Source organism: Roseofilum sp. Guam (genome assembly GCF_017746735.1).
In the GTDB taxonomy this organism is placed as follows: Bacteria; Cyanobacteriota; Cyanobacteriia; order Cyanobacteriales; family Desertifilaceae; genus Roseofilum; species Roseofilum reptotaenium.
The window spans coordinates 122,301-141,006 of sequence record NZ_JAGHZN010000004.1 but is presented as its reverse complement, the minus strand read 5'-3'; the positions used below and the strand labels follow the sequence as shown (position 1 = coordinate 141,006).

Genomic DNA, 18,706 nt, shown 5'->3' with positions numbered 1-18,706 from the left:
AAAGACATACTGCTTAACAGAAGATTCAGATGCAAGGGACTTAATGCCCCTTGCATGGCATAACTTTGCAAGAGATACTACAACACAATAATCGCTGTAAGAACTGAACACACAACAGTCGTGAATCCAATAAGAAGAGCTACTGTCGTAAATTTATGTCGCTCTAATTCTGTGGTACTGTTGACTTCATTTTGCCGTTCTTGAAACTCTAAATCGCGTTTATGTCGTTCCAATTCTTTCATCGCATCGATCTTGTCTTGTCGTTCTCGAAACTCGAAATCTAGAGACTTTCCCATAATTTGGGCCATCGAGCTAAGTTGACTTAGCTTGTAAATAGCATAGACAATAACGGAAACATCATCAGTCAATCCGACAATTGGAATGACATCAGGAATCGCATCAAAAGGAGAGATCAGATACAGCAGTGCAGCGATTGCAATACCTTTTGCTGTAAATCCTGCATCGGGATTTTGAATCGTGCTCATCAGAGTCTGAACCTTATCCCAAACTTCTTTGACAGGCCCTCTATTTTTCTGCGCCACTTTGTCCACATCTACTTTTGCTGCATCTCCGGGTTTTGTCTGATTGCGAATGCGTTCAAAATCTTTGATTGGACGATCCTTATTTGGACGATCCTTATTAGGATTTGGCATTTTGTTCTCCTCACTTACTAGGTAATCGCAGAATGATTTCAAGACAGGGAATGAGTATGTACCTCATCTATTCGAGAAAAACTATGCAGCTCAACAATAGAAGTCGGTTACTGGATTAACTCTGATCAATCTCAGAGTTAATCCAATCTGGTTTAGCGGTCTGTTGCCTTTTTCAGTGCCAAACCCAAACCAGCAATAACAGCCACACCTCCTGCTACAGGAAGAACAACTGGAGCAAGTGGAGCAATCACAAGGCCAAAAGTTCCACCCACAGCAGTTGCACCAGCTCCTGATGCCAAAGCTACCGTACCTGTAGCTGTAGCATTAGAGCCAATGGCGATCGCTAACATCGTGCTTCCAGCGGTTCCTGCTGCTGTACCTGCACCTACCGAAACAGCAACTGTACCGCTACTTACAGCGGCAGTCCCTGCCGCAGCTCCTGCCGCTGTGATTGCGGAGGTAGCTTTTACCAGGTTACTCATAGGTCCTGATTACCTCTGCTCGAACCAACACAATCAATCTATCGTTGAAGATTGCTGTCTTGCTACCACATTTGTGGCTTATTTAATTGAACCGGATAGCAAGCATATCTTGATAGAGAATCCGTAGCTCAAATGTGGTAAGTTAAAGGGGCAATCCCAAAAAAGTCTTGAAATCTGCAATCATGTCGGACGAGAAAAGTTTTTGTGACTCACAATATGACACTCTTAACGAAACAGAAAGGAGAGTTTTAGATCTTTTTTTATCTGGTAGAACAGATCGAGAAATTTCTGAAATCGTGCCCCTTGAACGCACTAATGTTAGAGGTTGTATCAGTAAGATTTGTACTGCTTTTCTGGGCGCTCGAAAGAGTGGAACAACTGACCAAAATAGCCCGAGGCGAAACGAGTTGTTTAATTACATTGCTCGCTACAAACCCGATCTGATCAAGCCTAATTTAAAAATCGAAGTATTGAAGAAATATACTGGTTTTGAAGTCGTCTTGCATGGAGATCTAAAAAATCTAACACTAGATCAAAGACGGGCATTAGAACAGGAAGTACAGAAAATAGCTAAGGAGCTGGACTTAATTGTGGTTAAGATCAAATCTGGATCAATTATCATTGAATTTGAAGGATCTCCTGAAGGATTTGAGCGCATCAAAGCCCTGTTTGACTCAGGGGAACTCACCGAAATTGCGGGCTTTGCCATACAAGAGATTAGCGCTCTACCCGAACAACAAACCCAACGGACTCAACTGAGTCAATGGTTGCAGGATGTTTTTACTCCCCTGTGGGAATCCGTCGATGGGTTGTTCACCACTGATCAACCGAGCTTTGCCTTTCGTCAGCGCAGTGAGGGGGTTTCGCGGAGAAAGACAATTGTCTTTAACGAGCTTGAAAATAGCCAAGTCGAAATGGTGTCTACAATTATACCTCTAGAGAGACCTAAAGTCAAGGTGATTGTACAGATTCTTCCCAGTCCCGGAGCGAGCCATCTACCGGAAGACCTGCGTATCCAGTTACTCGATGAAAGCGATGCAGACAATCCGGAGGGCGAAGTCTTTGATGCCAAGGAGAATCTGGAATTTAATGTGGAAGAGGGCGATGCTTTTAGTATAATTGTAGAGCAGGGTAGATATAGGGTTGTCGAACGATTTATGGTGTAAATTACAGAATTTTTACGGAAAGCGACTCCAACCCAATAACCCACCCTCAATAGCAAGTTACCTAGTCTTCTCTAGGCGGCTTGTTATCTTGTTCCTTACCCCTCATGTTGAACAATGCTTCAAAGATTTATTGACTTAACGATACATGGCTCTCTTTCTGAAGGAGTCCACCTTTCTGTACAAATTCGAGGCCCCCAAAACCAAATCTTGGCTAATGCGCGTGGAAAACTGCCCCCGAATCTCGAACTGCAAGAAGATTATAAACGTTGGAATGAAAAATATCTCAGTCTTGGTCATTTCAGACAAATGAGAAGAACGAGGAAACTCGATCATGATAGCGTTCAGGCTGATACTCTCAAGAGAAACTTTGCAGAATTGAGCCAATTGTGCAGGGAGAACTCTAAACAGTTGAAGGAGAGATTCAATAAATGGTTCAAATCTCCAGAATGTATGGAGTTGCGGGAATATTGGCGTAAAGAGTTGTCGTTGTCTGACATTGACAAAGAAGACAAAGAAGAAATTAAGATTAAGATTTCTATCCATACGTCAGAGCTAGAATTGCTAAATTTGCCCTGCTGGTCTCAACTAGATTTAATCGACGATTACCCCCATGCTCAAGTCATTTTTACCTCCCATTATTCTAGCGCTCCTCAGATTAGTTTAGATGAAAAACCGGGCAAAGATCGAGTTAAGCTTTTAGCTATCTTCGGTAATGATGAAAATATAGACTTAACTGAAGACCGGAAATTTCTCGAATCGATTCCTTCCTTAGAACCCACGATTCTGGACAAGCCGAGTCGTCAAGAACTATCGAGTTTTTTATATGATAATACTTATGATATTGTGTTTTTTGCCGGTCATAGTGAAAGCCAGGAAACTGACGGTCGTATTTATATCAATGACGAAGATTACTTGACCATTGATGATGTAAAATATGGATTGCGAAAAGCACTGGGACGGGGCTTAAAAATTGCTATTTTCAACTCTTGCGATGGTTTGGGATTAGCTCGCAAACTCCAAGATCTGCATATTCCGCAAGTTGTGGTGATGCGCGAACCCGTTCCCGATTTCATTGCCCAAGAATTTTTGAAAACATTTCTGTCCTCTTTTTCCCAGAATAAATCGTTTTATTTATCTTTCCGTGAAGCACGAGAGCGCTTGCAAGGATTTGAATCTGATTTTCCCAATGCTTCTTGGTTACCCGTCATCTTTCAGAATTCTACGACTGAAGCTTTGAGTTGGCTGGAATTACGGGGACTACCGGGGGGTATTGATTGGCGCAAGGTTTGTGAAGAAAAAATTAACCCCCAACTCGATTGTACGTCTTCAAGCTGCAACACTAACCGCGATATTTCTGCCTGTGAGAGAATTTATGTGCCCCTCTCATTAGAAAGACTAGACGATCGGGAGTTTCTGAAAGGTTCTCTGCGTAGCGATGATGACTTTTTGGGAACAGTGTTAGGCAGTGAAAAATCTCTTAAACGGATTGCTCTGATTGGCGAAACCGGAAGTGGTAAAAAAGCGATCTTGCAAAAAATGGTAGAGTGGATATTAAAGCATCAACCCAATGCTTATCCCATTTGGATCTCTTTAGCTGATTTACACGATCGCCGTTGGGATACCCTAGAAGAATTTTTCGAGAAAAAATGGCTACCCGATGCTTTAAAAAAAGAGAAAGCGACATCAAATGATTTAGAATACCTGAGACAGTTATTTCAAAGTGGGCGAGTATTTCTCTTCCTGGAAGGATTGGATGAACTGCCTATCTTACGGAACAAAGAGTCTCCCTTGAGTCTATTAGCCGATCAACTCACCGATTGGATTGCACCAGCTCAAGTGATTCTCACTTGTCGCTCGAATTTGTGGGAATATCACCCAAATATTCTAGAGGATTTTGATGTTTATAGAGTAGCGGGTTTGACTCACCCCGAGCAAATTAATGAATTTGTTGATAAATGGTTTGAATATTGTCAAAACCAGTCATCGGATCAAGATTTAGCCTCAGCGCTCCAATTTCAACTGAGAACTCCGAGAAAAGCAAAGTTTAGAACCATTCTCAAAAACCCCCTGTGCTTAAATATATTTTGTGAGCTTTGGCAACAGAATCAAGGAAACTTGCCGGACACTAAAACAGCTTTATACAAGAAATTCACCCATGGATTTTACGATCGCCGATGCTCGTCCGAATCCGATCCTTTAGAACCCAGCGAGATCAATTCAGCCTTGGGAGCGCTTGCCCTCGAAACCCTCGAAAATAAAAGCTATCAATTCCAGCTTCGGCAAATGGAGAGCTATAACACCAGAAAACCGGAACTCTTTGAGCAAGCCATTGAAGTCGGTTTTCTCAGTTTAGTGGAAAAGAAAGATCGCGACAATAGTCAATGGTCGTATGGTTTCTTGCATCCGAATTTACAAGAATATTTTGCGGCTCTGGCGATTGAAGATTGGCTCTTTTTCTTTAATCCCTCTGAAGGAGTTTACCGTATTTTTGACCGCCATTGGAAAGAAGTGATTCTCCTGTGGTTAGGACGGGAGGATATTGATAGCGCTCAGAAAGAACAATTTCTCGATGCTTTAGTGCAATTTCTGGCTGAGATTAAACCCTACTCCGATCGCGCTTATTTTTTAGCCGCCGCTGGACTGGCGGAATTTCCAGACTATCCACAGGCAGAAACCATTGTCCGGGGACTGGTGAAATGGTGTTTTGGCGAGCAAGTAGAAGGGGGAAAAATCAAGCGCTTTCCGGCAACCCTTGAACTGAGAGCCAATGCAGCCCTGCAAGAGAGCGATCGCCCCCTAGTCCTTCAGATTCTCAGAGAACTATTAGACACCTACTCTGATGACACAACCCTGAGTCGCGTTGCTTACACCCTCGGTAAACTGGCACCAGAGCAGTCAGAAGACCAGGAAAAATCCTTAGAAGTCCTGAAAAATTTGTTGCGTAAGAGTCAAGAGGATGAGCAGCGTTTGGCGATCGCCTCCAGTTTAGCAGAACTCGATCCAGACCATACTTTAGCTCTCGATACTCTACAAAACCGCTCGGATACTTCTTCATCTGATGGTGGCGATCGCAAATTCCATGGACTCGCAGGCAATTATCTAGATCAAATCGATCCGGGTGACCAAGCATTCGAGACTCTGCTCGAACTCGCCAAGAGTCCAGAGGAAGACATGCGCTTATCAGCCCTCGAAAACCTGAAAGTGATTTTTGAGGAAAAATATGCTCGCCAAATTGTTGATTTATTAAGCGATCGACAGGCGATCTCTAACACCGAGAAGAATTCAGAGCTAAATCGGGTTTACAACGAATTATTGTGGCTCTGTGCCGATCTCCTCAATTATGTAGACTTTTACCAAGCCCTTCATCATTCCCCATTACCTAGGGTTGCTCAACCCTGCGATGACACGAGTCTAAAAAATACCCATCGGCTATGGATTAACGCAGCCTCTTTGCAAGCAGAAACAGACCGCGAGGCGATCGCCCAAGCTCTGTGCAATACAATTTATGCCGAAGCCTTACCAGATCAGTCCATCCCTACAGTCGCCACTGACGTTGAATTAGGACTTCAGATCGTTCGAGCTAGACAACACTTGCAAAAGCAAAAGTTAGTCCTTATTTTCGACCCATGCAACCCCACTCAAGAATTACTCGACTGCTGCCGTGCAATTGCCTCTCCTAATCTGGGAGTGTATATCGCCTGGATTACTGAGCGACCCTTAGAACCCCCTTTGCATCAATTCCTTCCCCAAGACCCGAATCTAGAACGTTCCATCCGAGAGTGGATACAACACTTGAATGATGCTTCTGGGGTCAATTCCATAACCGATCTTGATTTCAATAGCTAGACTCGGTTGTAGGGGCTTGCATATTTTTCGCCCCTACAGATACCTCTGATGATTATTGGATAATATTATGCCTGTTCTTCCTCCAGGGAGACTGGTGTCTCCTCGATCGCCAGAGGAGGACGCAGCAAGAAATAGACAACCAAACCAAAAAAGGGAATCAAGCGGGTAACCCACAGCAGCGTGGAATTGTGCCATTGGCGACGAGCCATATCATCATTCACTAGCCAAGATTGAAAGAGGGAAAAGAAGAGCAAATCGATCGCAAAGGAATACGCCAGGCGATCGCGACTAATAATCTGCATCAATTCTTGCCACCGCTGCCCAATATCACCAAATTCCGGTCTCGCAAACAGCGCCCAACTGATGGAAATTAGGACAATTACACTTAAGAAAATACCCCAACCGCGACTCTCTGTGACTTGTTCTAATCGCGATAGGGGGCGATCGCCTAATTCTGGATTGCTGCGTCTAATTCCTAACCAAGGCAAATAAAACACATTTGTCAAAAAGGCAATACCCACTAAAAATGGAAACATCGGCCAGCGTTGACCTCGACCATCCACTAGAAAGCCCCATAATAATAAAGCCCAAGCCACCACGATATTAAATAACCCTTCTAAGGCAGGATGTAAAACCGGCGCTTGTTCAGGTAAAACCAGGGGAGTAATAAACCAAAAGTTTAAGCTTAAATCCCAGACTTCTTGCAGTAATTCTGAATTAATATGCAGCAAAGAGGGACCAGGGGGCAAGTCCGAAAACAAGAGATAAACTACATAAATCAACCATATTGTCCAAATAAAAATTTTCCCCATCACCATTGCTCATCCTTGAAACTTTGATTTTTAAAGTCTATCTAGTCCCTAGCGTGTAACGCTATATTAAGCCACCTGATGAGAGCATTGACATTTCGGCAACTGATTGAGCAATTCACTGTCAACATTACCGACTGGGGGAAGGGTTTCACCGGGTTCTAAAACTGCCTGATCCGCAGGAATTTGTTTTTCATTCGCTTGGAGTAGCTTTTGTTTAATGGTATTCAAGGCAGCTTGATTATTCACAGGTGATCGTGGTAGAGGTAAGTCTAAATTGGGCCAACTTGATAAACGAATACAAGGACAATTTTTAGTCTCCATGCTACCAATCGTCATGGGAATAGGCATCACGCATCGACAGCAGAGAATTATGTCCCATTTGGGCGTGAGTAATTCGGCAATAGTCTGATCTGTATCTTCTAAATAACAGTCACCAGATTGATCAGAAAGTAGGGTTTGCCAACAGTCTTCAAAGGCTTTACTATAGCGATTTCTTTCAATGACGGGATGGGGAGAAAGAGTGCAATCGCCATTATGAATATAAATTTTACGTCCTAACTGAAGCCAGTGGGCTAAATATTGTTTAACTTGGTCTGCGGATGCCATAAATAATCTAACCTAAATACAGCTTATGAGTTTTGAAAACAGAGATCATAGGTTGAGAGATTGACTGATCATGCCTAGTGCTAGTTGGTTTACGATCGGGGGGGCTGGAGAAATTGGCGCTCGGCTCTGTCTAAAGATCTTGGTGGTAAGGACAGCAGAAAGGGAAATCGCTTGAGTGCGCTAGTGCTTATTCCCGATCTTCTCCTCTTCCTATCTTAACCTCCATCCCCTGTATCTTATCTCCATCAAACACAAGAAATTAAGCGATTAAAGCTTATGAAACTCTAAAGATTGGTGATTGAATTTAAAGGAGTACCTAACTCAGTTAAATTGAGGATATAGCCTCCCGTCACTAAGTACACTTGGTTTGCGATCGCTCCTAAATGACGAACCAAGTTCCCCAGGCGATCGCGAAAGGTTCGTCCCAAAGGATAGGCTGGAACCACCCCCCATCCGGTTTCTTCCGCTACCAAAATCAGATCCGCTTGTGTTTGTTCTACCGCCAATAACAACTCTTGCTCTATCAACTCCCATACTTCTTGATCGTACTCTAGACAGTTCGCTAACCAAGTTCCTAAAGAATCAATTAATAAACACTCCCCTTCCTGTCCTCCATCCAGACATTGGCTCAACTCCTTCGGAACCTCTCTCATTTGCCATTGTGGAGGTCTACGCTGTTGATGTCGTTCAATACGCTGTTGCCATTCCACATCGCTTGGATCGAGTTGGGCTGTAGCAACGTAAACCACCGCCTTTCCTGTCTTTTGGGCTAACCTTTCTGCCCACTCACTTTTTCCCGATCGCGCTGGTCCCGTCACTAATATAACGCTTCCTGGACGAGAAGCATCCGTTCCCATACTCAATTGTTCAATTCCCTATAAAAAAACCAGGTACGTTTAGTGTACCTGGTTAATAGACTTCTGAGCTGTATCTTTTATACGGCCGCGAAGTAAACTTTTGATTTTACAGGATCGGGGTTCATGGTTTTTTCACCGGGTTGCCAACCCGCAGGACAAACTTCGTCGGGGTGAGATTGAACATATTGAATGGCTTGCAGTACGCGCAGAGTTTCATCAACGTTGCGACCAAAGGCTAGGTTGTTGATCGTGGCATGTTGAATGATGCCTTCTTTATCAATGATGAATAGACCCCTCAGAGCAACTCCAGCATCGGGATCGAGGACATTGTAAGCAGCACTGATTTCTTTTTTGATATCGGAGACCAGAGGATAGTTCAGATCGCCAACACCACCAGATTTACGGTCGGTTTGAATCCAAGCTAAGTGAGAAAATTCACTATCTACAGAAATGCCTAGGACTTCAGTTCCTAACTTTTTGAATTCTTCAAAGCGATCGCTAAAGGCAGTAATTTCAGTCGGACAAACAAAAGTGAAGTCTAAGGGATAAAAGAAGATCACCACATACTTACCTTGGTAGTCCGATAGTTTAATGGTCTTAAACTCTTGATCGACCACCGCAGTTGCCGTAAAGTCAGGGGCCGCCTGTCCAACGCGGATACATCCTTCAGATTGAGTCATGTCTGCTTTCTCCGTTACATATTGTTACGAATCATATCATACTCATAGTCGTTATGACTCCTTTTTTTCCAACTTCCCCTAATCTTCAGTGATCAATGGAATAAAAATCGCCTATATCCAGGAGATACAGACGGTTTCGGAAACTCTTAAATATTTAGATGGCTCGGGGCAGATTTGAACTGCCGACCTTGGGCTTATGAGTCCCCTGCTCTAACCAACTGAGCTACCGAGCCAAACTTGCAACTTTACCACTATAACCTAATTTCGATCTAGAAAGCAAGGGAGATCGGAAAGCATTTTTCCGATCTCCCTTATTAACCATCCAAATTTAGCGGTTAGGTAAATAAGCCATAGGGTTAACTGCGCCCTGTCCAGCCGGGTGAATCTCAAAATGCAGGTGAGGGCCGGTACTGTAACCGGTACTGCCCATTTCAGCAATTTGCTGACCTTGGCGGACTTTTTGTCCCTTGCGGACTAATAGGCGATTATTGTGGGCATAGCGGGTCAGACTTCCATCGGGATGACGGATATCCACTAAATAGCCATAACCCCCCGAATTCCAATCCGAATAATCCACGACACCGGGAGCAGCCGCAAAAATTGGTGTACCAATGGGCCCAGCAATATCAATACCTCGGTGCATTCTGCCCCAGCGCCAACCATATCCAGAGGTGAAAACTCCTTGTGCTGGCCAGATATAGCCATTCATGCGATCGCCAGGAAGATAGCGTTCACTCGGAGCCAATGGCGGTACTTCCGGCGACACCATTTCTCCAATAGGCAACTTACTGGGGTCGTAAGCATCTGGTCCGAGAGGAGCAACCGCTACATTTTGCCCTACTCCAGAAGCAGGAGTCTGTGGAGTCGAAGGACTCGAAGAGCGGTATTTTTCCTGTAAACGCCGCAAGTCTTCTTCTAAGTTGCCTGTAGAGCTAGAAGTAGAAAACTCAGAATTTACCCGCTCTACAGGTCGAGCGACTGAAGTCACTGGCTGTTGTACTGGGGTTGAGGGTTGAGTCAGGGGTAAAGTCACGCTTGCCGGCTGATTTTGATACTGTTGGCGAAGCTGATTCAGTTCTGTCGTTAACCCTTCCACATAGGTACTATAAGCACTCTCTTCGGTAGGATTAGGGGTAGACTGCTTCTGGGATGACGAGTCATTATTGAAGCTGACTAAGGGAACCGGCTGCTGAGAATCAATAGCAGCAGAACTAATCTCGGTGGTATTGATCCCTGGAATTGCCGAAGTTGCCGTTATCGAGTCTAGGTTTTGGCTCTTAGGAATCTTTAAATTTTGATTGACTTGAATCAAATTGGGATTGGTGATGTGATTCACTCGGATTAACTCAGATCGTGTTACGCCATAGCGACGGGCAATCGAATCTAAGGTTTCCCCTCTTCTAACTTGATGCAGTAAGGGTTGAGGAAACACCGAGTCTCTCGGAGAGAACCGAGACGCTACAGAAGTAGAATTCAAGGAAGGCGTGAGCGTCAAGCTCGGTAACTCTGGCTCACTCTCACTCATTTCCTTAAGTTGCTCTTTCGGTTGCCCTGAGAACGCTTCAACTTCTGTATGAGTAGGTTCGACTATAGGAGTAGCTTCTTGTAATTCTGGAGCAGCTCCCGTTTCAGTTTCAGCTTTCAGAGTTGGGCTGGCTAGAGTCTCTGTTGAGGCAATCTCTGGAGATGGGGTAAATAGTTTCGGAGTGCCATCAAACTCTGGCAAAGCCTGTAAGTCTCCCTCTACTTTCCAGGGTAAAGACGGTGCTACCGCAGCAGAAGATACCCCTGATGTGGGATTTTCAAACCGAGGCACTGCCAAGGACTGATCCACTTCCAGTTGATCTGGATTACTCAGTTGATTGGCTTCAATGAGTGCTGATGAGTCAACACCATGGGTTTTGGCAATGGTGTTGACCGTATCTCCGGACTGAACTTGATAAACCTCTAGGGTGATTTTCTTGGGGGTCACATCCACTTGAGGTTCAGTGATTGGCTTAACTGTCCAAGTGGAATTAACCGGTGCTACTCCCCCTGTTTCACTTTGCATTTGCTGCCAAGAGGGTTTAACTGCCCCAACTTCTTCTGCTTTGGCTTCTTTTGGTAGAGTCACAATCACCGATTCTGATTTCACAGGTGATTCCTCTACAGGTGCAGGCAGACTTTGGAACTTGGGGGCAGTTTTTCCAGAGGGCAGAACAGTTAAGGTTCGAGATGCCTCTGGGTTGACGGATTCTAATACCGTTACATAGCTAACGGCCTCATCTAAGGCTGCTTGCTCTTGTTCTTTCTGCTGTTGAGCCAACGGTTGGTTTTCACTTGATGCATCAGATGCATCTATTAACTCTGGAGTCAGAATAACTGGGACTTCTGGTTTTACTCCTGGAGTTGAGAGTTCAGAGGTTGAGAGGCTCTTTTCCTCTAAGGATGTTTTAGCCAGCGGAGGCTGCGATGTCAAGAATGGGGATTCTGGGCTTAAGGTTTCCGCCCTGGAAAATCCTTCACTTTCTAGCATCACAGGCGCATTTCCCAGAGAAGCAGTTGCTGCATTGAACCCTGAAGAAACTACGGTGGTTGATATTCCCCGACCCGTTAAATTCGGTTGGGAGGCTCGATTGGTAGTTTGAGTGGGGTCAAGCGTTGCTGGTTCTGCCGCTCTAGCCGCTTGCTGACCTTCTGGGAATAATAGGTTTGGTAAACCCATGGAAATCGCAGCCAAGCCAATCATGGCTGCTGATGTACACACCCTACGGTTGCTATCGGGGGAAACCTGCTTCGAGTGACCTACTTCTGCATGGAATACAGCGGTGGGAAGCAGAACCGATTGATTATCTTTCTGGGAATTTGCTCGTTTCAAAGAACGACCTCCTAATAGACGAGCGCTTAACAGTGTCTGAGTTAATATAACCTAACTTTCGTGATTGGAAACACTGAAGTTCAGAGATCAAGATCACAGACTGTTAATAGGCTTAGGCAAGACTACCTTGCTTTTCCAATTCTGACAAGCGTTAATTTTTGTTTCAATGATTTTAGCTCTGACTCTTCAAATTGTCATCATCTTCTTCTACCTAGATTATCTGGGGGTTTCAGGAGGTTTGATGGGTATCAATCCACTTCTGATAGAAATTTCTTATTTTTGATCGCGACAAAGACTATCGATTTGGGTTTAAATCTCATTGAGTTTCCCCAGTTGCCGACGGGCTTCAAAGAGACCCAAGGCTGTACTGACTGATAGATTCAGGCTACGGACTCCGGGTTGAGCCATGGGAATTTTGACCACACAATCACAGTAATCGAGTGATTCCGAGGGCAGTCCTTGGGTTTCACTACCAAATAGGAGCCAGTCTTTGTGACCGAAGGCAAAATCGATATAGTTGGTTGTGCCAGAGGTACTAAAGCCGATGCATCGCCCCCCTTGATTTTGTTGGTGGGTGGTAAAGGTTTCCCAATCTAGATGATAAGTCAGATCGACAAATGGCCAGTAATCCAGCCCAGCCCGTTTCAGATAGCGATCGCTAATTTCAAAGCCTAGGGGCCCTACCAAATGTAGGGGAGTAGAGCTTGCTGCACAGGTTCGAGCAATATTTCCGGTATTTGGAGGAATTTGGGGATGAACCAGAACCACCCTAACCATAAACTTTAGTGATATCAGAAATTTTAATCAAATTTAGCCCTCGGATTGCTTCAACTGAGATAATTATCTGTTGAGCGAAGATTAAGCGACTAAGGGATGACAGAGGTTCTCGGCCATCTCTCGTTCTTCTTGTTCAGTGTCAGCGATCGCCTTTTGCATCACCTGTTCTAGATTACCATGGACTTGATAATCCTTTAACCATCGTAAACTTTCATTTCCCTGGCGCAAAATCTTTTTCACGGGGGAGAGGAAACAACTAAAGCCTTTTTCTTTCGCTATAGGCAAAACCTGATCGTAGAGTTCTTCTATCCACTCCCTTGCCGAAATAGAGCGTCCATCTTGCCAATGGGTTAATCGAGCCTCCAAACTCGACTGAGCTGCGGCTTGTTCATTTTCAGCCGTTAAATGCACCAATTTTTGAGGATCGCCCCTATATATATGTAGGGGGTCTAACCCTCGATCGCTAATCAATTGCCATAAACGAGCCTCTAACAGCGCTGTGATTGCTAAAAGGGAGATCGCATCAGTGACGAGATCGCAGATTCTCAATTCTAAACGATTCAGGCTATAGGGACGGCGATCGCCATTGGGACGCACAGATGTCCACAAATGACGCACATTTTGCATGGTTCCTTGGGCCAACTGTTCCTGAGTCCAATCAATATAATGGCGATGACTTTCAAACAAGGGGACAAACTCAGGCGTTTGGGGAAACACCTGCCAGCGAGTCGAGTGGGAACCCGTTACCTGACCATTAAAAAAGGGAGAAGAAGCGCTTAACGCTAGATATAAGGGGGCTTCCAGGCGAACCAAACGACAAGCCTGCATTAACACTTCTGGATCGGCAATGCCGATATTAATATGAATACTGGCAGTAACTACCTTCGTGCCATAAGTTTTTTCGATATATCCATGGTAAGGATTCTTGGGGTCAGAGCGATAAAAGCGATCTCCTCCTCCCAACGATAAGGTACTGCCAGGAATCAGGGTATAATCACCTAGCTCCTTGAGATATTGGCGCAACCGTTGTCGAGGCTGAAGCAGTTCGCACAACAAACTCTCGTAACGACAAAAAGGAGCAGTGGTATACTCCACATTACGGCTATCGGGTTCGCGGACAAAACCATTGAGATCGGCCACAATGCGATCGGAAAGCCCGACAATCTCACCTTGGGGAGTGCCGGTATACATTTCAATTTCAAAGCCTTTGGAGAGGAGCATAGCTATTCCTCAAGTATTCTAGTTCTAGCTTATAGCGCTTGAGATCCCTAGGCAAAAGTGGGGAGAAAAGATAGTGAGGATTCATGAAGATTCATATAGAATAAAACCCGGTTTTCTGGTATTTCCTATTCCCTATTCCCTTGATTCCCCCGAACTGCTCCAGAAGAGGGTTTCACCCGCCATAACTGATCGAGTTGGCTGGCTGGCATCGTCAAATACAAAACGTCTCCAGGGGTTAACGTCGCCTCTAGTAACTCCCAGCTATGCATCACGTGATGATAAGTCGTCTCTAAATATAGGGGCACAAAATCTGCTTGCATGGCCGCATCTTCAACCCGTTGACCACAAAAGGGATGACTGGGCGTAATCAAAGCGGCTAGAGCTACCCATAAACTTCCACCTGTCATACCATTGCCCAAGATTCTACCTCCTAGGGCAGCGGCGGCAAAGGAAGGAGCCGCTAAATCAATGGGACTGAGAACTGAGTCAAGATCAAAGACCTGTTGGAATAACTTGGCAAAATGGGGGTCTTGGTTGCGGACAATAACCCGTAATTTCGGGACTAACCCCTTGCTGCTGAGGGCAATTTCCAGGTTAATCGTATCATTGCTGGTCACGGCAAATAGGCTCTCTGCCTGTTGGATATTAGCGCTCTCTAGGGTGGTGGCTAAACAGGCATCACTAATAATAACGGGGACTTTGAGAGCATAGGCGGTATTCAAGAATCGACACTTAGGATCGGATTCAATAATCACCACATCATAGCCTTTGGCATGGAGTTGACGGACCGTTTCCATACCGATACCGCCTAAACCACAAACAATATAGTGATGGCGTTGGGGAATGGGAGCAGTTTCTAGGAGTTTGCGGAAACGAGTCCCCAACACCCAATCATTGAGCAATGCGTAGCCAATACCAACAATGCCTGCACCGATGAGCATCATAAAGGCGGTAAAGAGTTTAATGGCAGCAGGAGCTTTTTCAGCAACTTCTTCTTGTCCTCCTGCACCGGTAATCATACCCACGGAAAAATAGAGGGCATCAACAATGGGAATTTCCCAGTTAATGGTGGTATAGGTAAAGGTAGCAATCAGAATGGTCAGACAAAGGAAAAGAGTGACCAGCACTGAGGATTGGAAATGTTGTTGAAATTGGCGCAAATAAGTAACGAACTTACCTATTTTAGCGATCGCAGAGGTTTGGAATTTTTTAGGACTCGGTTCTGTGGCTAGAATAAGGCGATCGCCAATTTGTAACTCTCGCTCCTGCAATACCCCAGAAACTAAATCGGTTTTGCCATGGTGAGGCAGATAGTAAATCAGCATTCGATGGGGATTTTCCCATAAAGCCGTCAGACTCATGCCTAGCCAAGGATGATTCGCATCAATATATTCTTCATAAATTGGCCAAGTTTGATTGTAGAGTTTCAGTTGGCCAATGGCATGATTGCCAAATGCAGCAAACATGAATACTGGTGCAGCGAGGGAAGAGACGCTCATGGTGGTGTGCTGGGGTAGCGTTCGGTCTAAGCGATCGCCTAAGTTAGTATTAAACAAGCGATTAATCACCTGAATTTGAGGATTCAAGATCCGTGCTTGCACTAAAATGGCTAAATTCTCAGCATCATCATTACTGGCAATCACTAAGGTATGGGCTTCGACTATTCCAGCTTTCATCAGAGTAGAGGCTGAACGCAAGTCCCCCACCACAACATTGGTCTGTTCGCCAGCAAGCGGTTCAGTAGAGATGCCAATCACCGTAGCTCCCTGTTGTCTGAGAAGGGAATAAATAGTATATCCAGTGCGTCCAAGACCACAAACGATAATTCGAGGTTTCATAGAAAGGAAGGGTATCACCGTCTTGAGCTGAATGAGTCGGGTTGAGATCAGTCTAATGTTCCATTGTTGATGAGTAGGGTGACCCAGATTGTAACTCAATACACCATCAGACTAGGCAATAGGGAGTAGGCCGTAAACCGAGGCGAACTTTTGCCGATTCCCCAGTATGATGGAGGGGTCAATGGATTGGGAATAATATTGTCATGCTCTCCAATACTGCCGTCTATCCTGTCCGTTGGGATCGGGAAAATCAATGCGTGATTCTCATCGATCAAACTCGTTTACCTGGAGAATATACGACAGTCTCGATTAATGATTCTACCCAGATGGCGCGGGCGATTAAAACCATGATTGTTCGGGGAGCGCCTGCTATCGGCGTTTCGGCAGCTTATGGCATGGCATTGGGAGCCAGAGAAATTGAAACCAGAGATTCTACGGAGTTTCTGAAGCAACTCGAATCGATCGCCGAAATGCTACGACAAACTCGCCCTACGGCAGTCAATTTGTTTTGGGCAATTGAACGGATGTTAGAGACAGCAAGAAGTACATCCAGTTCTGTGGGAGAGATTCAGGCTAAATTATTAGAAACGGCTCAACAGATCCAAGCCGACGATCTACAGACTTGTCAGGAAATAGGAAAACATGGGGTTACTGTATTACCAGAAACTCCAGAGCGGTTAAATCTCCTCACTCATTGTAACGCGGGCGCTTTGGCGACAGCCGGATATGGAACAGCTTTAGGTGTCGTCAGGAGTGCCTGGGACAATGGGCGTTTAAATCGGGTGTATGCCGATGAAACCCGTCCTCGGTTACAAGGGGCAAAACTGACTGCTTGGGAATGCGTACAAGAAGGAATCCCAGTTACGGTAATTACAGATAATATGGCAGCCCATTGTATGCAACAAGGAATGATTCACGCGGTAGTTGTGGGGGCAGATCGCATTAGTGCCAATGGCGATACAGCGAATAAAATTGGAACCTATAGTGTGGCTTTGGCGGCTAAAGTCCATAATATCCCCTTTTATGTGGCGGCTCCCCTATCTACAGTGGATTTTAAGTTAGCCGATGGGGGAGAAATTCCCATTGAGGAACGTGATAGTCAAGAAGTGGCTCAAGTGGGCAAAACACGCATTACCCCTGAAGGGGTGGACTATTATAACCCGGCTTTTGATGTCACCCCAGCGGAGTTGATCTCGGCTATTATTACGGAAAAAGGTGCGGTTGCTCCCCAGGAGTTATATCAATTAAAAACTCAAACTTAAAAAAAAGATTTAATAGTATATCAAATCCGAATAATCCGTTACAATCAATACAATTACTGACTGCAATCCTTCCATAGCATCCCCTTAATGCTGTGGCAGAATTTAGCATCCTAATCTTAATATCAGCAATGAAAATGAAACTCACTAAAAGTTTAACTTTGGCGATCGCTGCTGTTTTCCTGGTATTATTGTTGAGCGGCAACAATCGTGTATTTTCCCAAGAACACACCGGCTGTTTTATGGTCGATAGCAAAGGAGAGTTAACCAGTTTATCGACCATGTGCTCAGGAAGCGAGCAAGTTTTAGGTACGGGAGATGTACAAGTAACCTTAAAATGGGCCACAACTGATGATTTGGATTTATCAGTTATTGACCCTAGCGGCGAAGAAGTACTATATAGCACTCCCCGCATAGCATCAGGAGGCGAATTAGATGTTGACTCAAATGCAAACTGTGAGGAAACCACTGTAAATCCTGTGGAAAATGTGTTTTGGCCCACAGGGGGAGCGCCGACAGGAGATTATGTCGCTAAAGTGACTTTCTATGCGCGCTGTCAACAATCTGTCCAAGAGATTCCATTTAACGTTAGTTTGCTAGTCAAAGGCAACAGAACAGAGAATACTGGTCAGGTAAATAGGGAAAATGAGACCGTAACCTTTCCATTTTCCCTATAATAACCTCTTGGAAAACTATTTTTTTGCCTTGGCAAATGTCTCTGTCTATAGAGGATACAGCGATCGCAACCGAAAGTGAAAGAAAAGGGATAAATAGAGTCTCCCTTAATTTCTAATTGTTACAGTTTGAATGACCGAGAGGTAGGAGGTTGAAAACTCTTGTATTCCTTGATCGTGTAAAGCCTTTTGTATGTCTTGGAAGAGCCGATCGCGCTTTTGAGCCTCTAACATGAGATAGGGCGATAAGGTGCTTAACAAACCCAGATAGCTGTCAATGGTATATTGGCGATCGCACATCACGCGATCGGAGCGGAGATGATCGAACACCTGAGAACGACTTAAGGTTTCTTCTAACTGAGCTAAACGCTGTTTATGATCGTCTAAACGATCGAAATGACCCAGGGAGGGATCGTAATGCTCATAGACCCGATCCAGAATAGCGCACACTTGCGGTTCGGGTCTAGGTGGCGTATTCCAGAGTAAAATCAGAGACCCATTGGGTTGCAAACATTCGACGATCTGGCGATCGCGCTCTTCTGGGGAAATCCAATGAAAAGAGCAGGCGGCAACCACTGCATCAAAGGTTTCTCCCTGCCGATCCCACTCTTCAAACGAGGAATTCACCAACCGCACATGAGCAAACGCCTCACTTTTTTTCCGAGCCAAGTCATACGCAGCAAAACCAGGCTCGAGGGCTACAATTGAATCCGTGATTTCTGCCAAATCAAACGTCAGAGTTCCGGGTCCACATCCAATTTCCAACACCCGTGACTGAGCAGATAAAACACCCCAGTCTAGGGCGCGATCGAGTAAAATTTTTGGATACCGAGGTCGAGTGCGATCGTAAACTTCAGCAACTGATGAATACCAATCCTTTCTTACTTCTAAACTTTGGGATGAAACCCACTCTAAATACTCTTTTAAATCAGCCATTGATCGCAAAAACGACAAACGCGATGTTTCGTTCGGGGCGAA

General features: G+C 44.9%; 15 protein-coding genes and 1 tRNA gene. 4 read left to right on the top strand and 12 right to left on the bottom strand.

Annotated features, from left to right (window positions below):
• Positions 1–77: 77 nt before the first annotated feature.
• Together J7529_RS02300 and J7529_RS02295 are read right to left on the bottom strand one after the other, a co-directional pair.
• Positions 78–653, bottom strand: a complete 576-nt coding sequence (locus tag J7529_RS02300; protein ID WP_318727653.1) for a YkvA family protein — start codon at positions 651–653, stop codon at positions 78–80.
• Positions 654–805: 152 nt separating this feature from the next.
• Positions 806–1,135, bottom strand: coding sequence for a hypothetical protein (locus J7529_RS02295; protein WP_318727652.1), 330 nt, complete (start codon positions 1,133–1,135; stop codon positions 806–808).
• Between the two features lie 407 nt (positions 1,136–1,542).
• Between J7529_RS02295 and J7529_RS02290 the strand changes: the two genes are divergently transcribed.
• Positions 1,543–2,301 (top strand): DUF1822 family protein, encoded by a 759-nt coding sequence (locus tag J7529_RS02290; protein WP_318727651.1) that lies wholly within the window; start codon positions 1,543–1,545, stop codon positions 2,299–2,301.
• Between the two features lie 114 nt (positions 2,302–2,415).
• Positions 2,416–6,147, top strand: a complete 3,732-nt coding sequence (locus tag J7529_RS02285; RefSeq protein WP_318727650.1) for a CHAT domain-containing protein — start codon at positions 2,416–2,418, stop codon at positions 6,145–6,147.
• Positions 6,148–6,212: 65 nt separating this feature from the next.
• On the opposite strand, the gene J7529_RS02280 is transcribed toward J7529_RS02285, so the two are convergent.
• The 9 genes from J7529_RS02280 to J7529_RS02240 form a co-directional block, all read right to left on the bottom strand.
• On the bottom strand, positions 6,213–6,959 hold the full coding sequence (locus J7529_RS02280; protein WP_318727649.1) for a hypothetical protein: 747 nt from the start codon (positions 6,957–6,959) through the stop codon (positions 6,213–6,215).
• Positions 6,960–7,025: 66 nt separating this feature from the next.
• Positions 7,026–7,565: a hypothetical protein gene (locus tag J7529_RS02275; RefSeq protein ID WP_318727648.1), complete on the bottom strand. Its 540-nt coding sequence runs from the start codon at positions 7,563–7,565 to the stop codon at positions 7,026–7,028.
• Between the two features lie 284 nt (positions 7,566–7,849).
• Positions 7,850–8,422 (bottom strand): bifunctional adenosylcobinamide kinase/adenosylcobinamide-phosphate guanylyltransferase, encoded by a 573-nt coding sequence (gene cobU / locus J7529_RS02270; RefSeq protein WP_271943104.1) that lies wholly within the window; start codon positions 8,420–8,422, stop codon positions 7,850–7,852.
• Between the two features lie 77 nt (positions 8,423–8,499).
• Positions 8,500–9,102, bottom strand: a complete 603-nt coding sequence (locus J7529_RS02265) for a peroxiredoxin (RefSeq protein ID WP_271943105.1) — start codon at positions 9,100–9,102, stop codon at positions 8,500–8,502.
• A gap of 159 nt (positions 9,103–9,261) precedes the next feature.
• Positions 9,262–9,335 (bottom strand) — tRNA-Met (locus J7529_RS02260).
• Between the two features lie 95 nt (positions 9,336–9,430).
• Positions 9,431–11,959, bottom strand: coding sequence for a peptidoglycan DD-metalloendopeptidase family protein (locus J7529_RS02255; RefSeq protein WP_318727647.1), 2,529 nt, complete (start codon positions 11,957–11,959; stop codon positions 9,431–9,433).
• Between the two features lie 309 nt (positions 11,960–12,268).
• Positions 12,269–12,736, bottom strand: coding sequence for a tRNA (cytidine(34)-2'-O)-methyltransferase (locus tag J7529_RS02250; RefSeq protein WP_318727646.1), 468 nt, complete (start codon positions 12,734–12,736; stop codon positions 12,269–12,271).
• Between the two features lie 81 nt (positions 12,737–12,817).
• Positions 12,818–13,957, bottom strand: a complete 1,140-nt coding sequence (gene gshA / locus J7529_RS02245) for a glutamate--cysteine ligase (RefSeq protein WP_318727645.1) — start codon at positions 13,955–13,957, stop codon at positions 12,818–12,820.
• Positions 13,958–14,082: 125 nt separating this feature from the next.
• On the bottom strand, positions 14,083–15,795 hold the full coding sequence (locus J7529_RS02240) for a potassium channel family protein (RefSeq protein WP_271943114.1): 1,713 nt from the start codon (positions 15,793–15,795) through the stop codon (positions 14,083–14,085).
• A gap of 203 nt (positions 15,796–15,998) precedes the next feature.
• On the opposite strand from J7529_RS02240, the gene mtnA reads away from it, so the two are divergent.
• Positions 15,999–17,057: an S-methyl-5-thioribose-1-phosphate isomerase gene (mtnA, locus tag J7529_RS02235; protein WP_318727644.1), complete on the top strand. Its 1,059-nt coding sequence runs from the start codon at positions 15,999–16,001 to the stop codon at positions 17,055–17,057.
• 134 nt (positions 17,058–17,191) lie between these two features.
• Positions 17,192–17,731: a hypothetical protein gene (locus tag J7529_RS02230; RefSeq protein WP_318727643.1), complete on the top strand. Its 540-nt coding sequence runs from the start codon at positions 17,192–17,194 to the stop codon at positions 17,729–17,731.
• Between the two features lie 105 nt (positions 17,732–17,836).
• Here the strand turns inward: J7529_RS02230 and J7529_RS02225 are convergent, their stop codons facing one another.
• Positions 17,837–18,664, bottom strand: coding sequence for a class I SAM-dependent methyltransferase (locus J7529_RS02225; protein WP_318727642.1), 828 nt, complete (start codon positions 18,662–18,664; stop codon positions 17,837–17,839).
• Between the last annotated feature and the right edge of the window lie 42 nt (positions 18,665–18,706).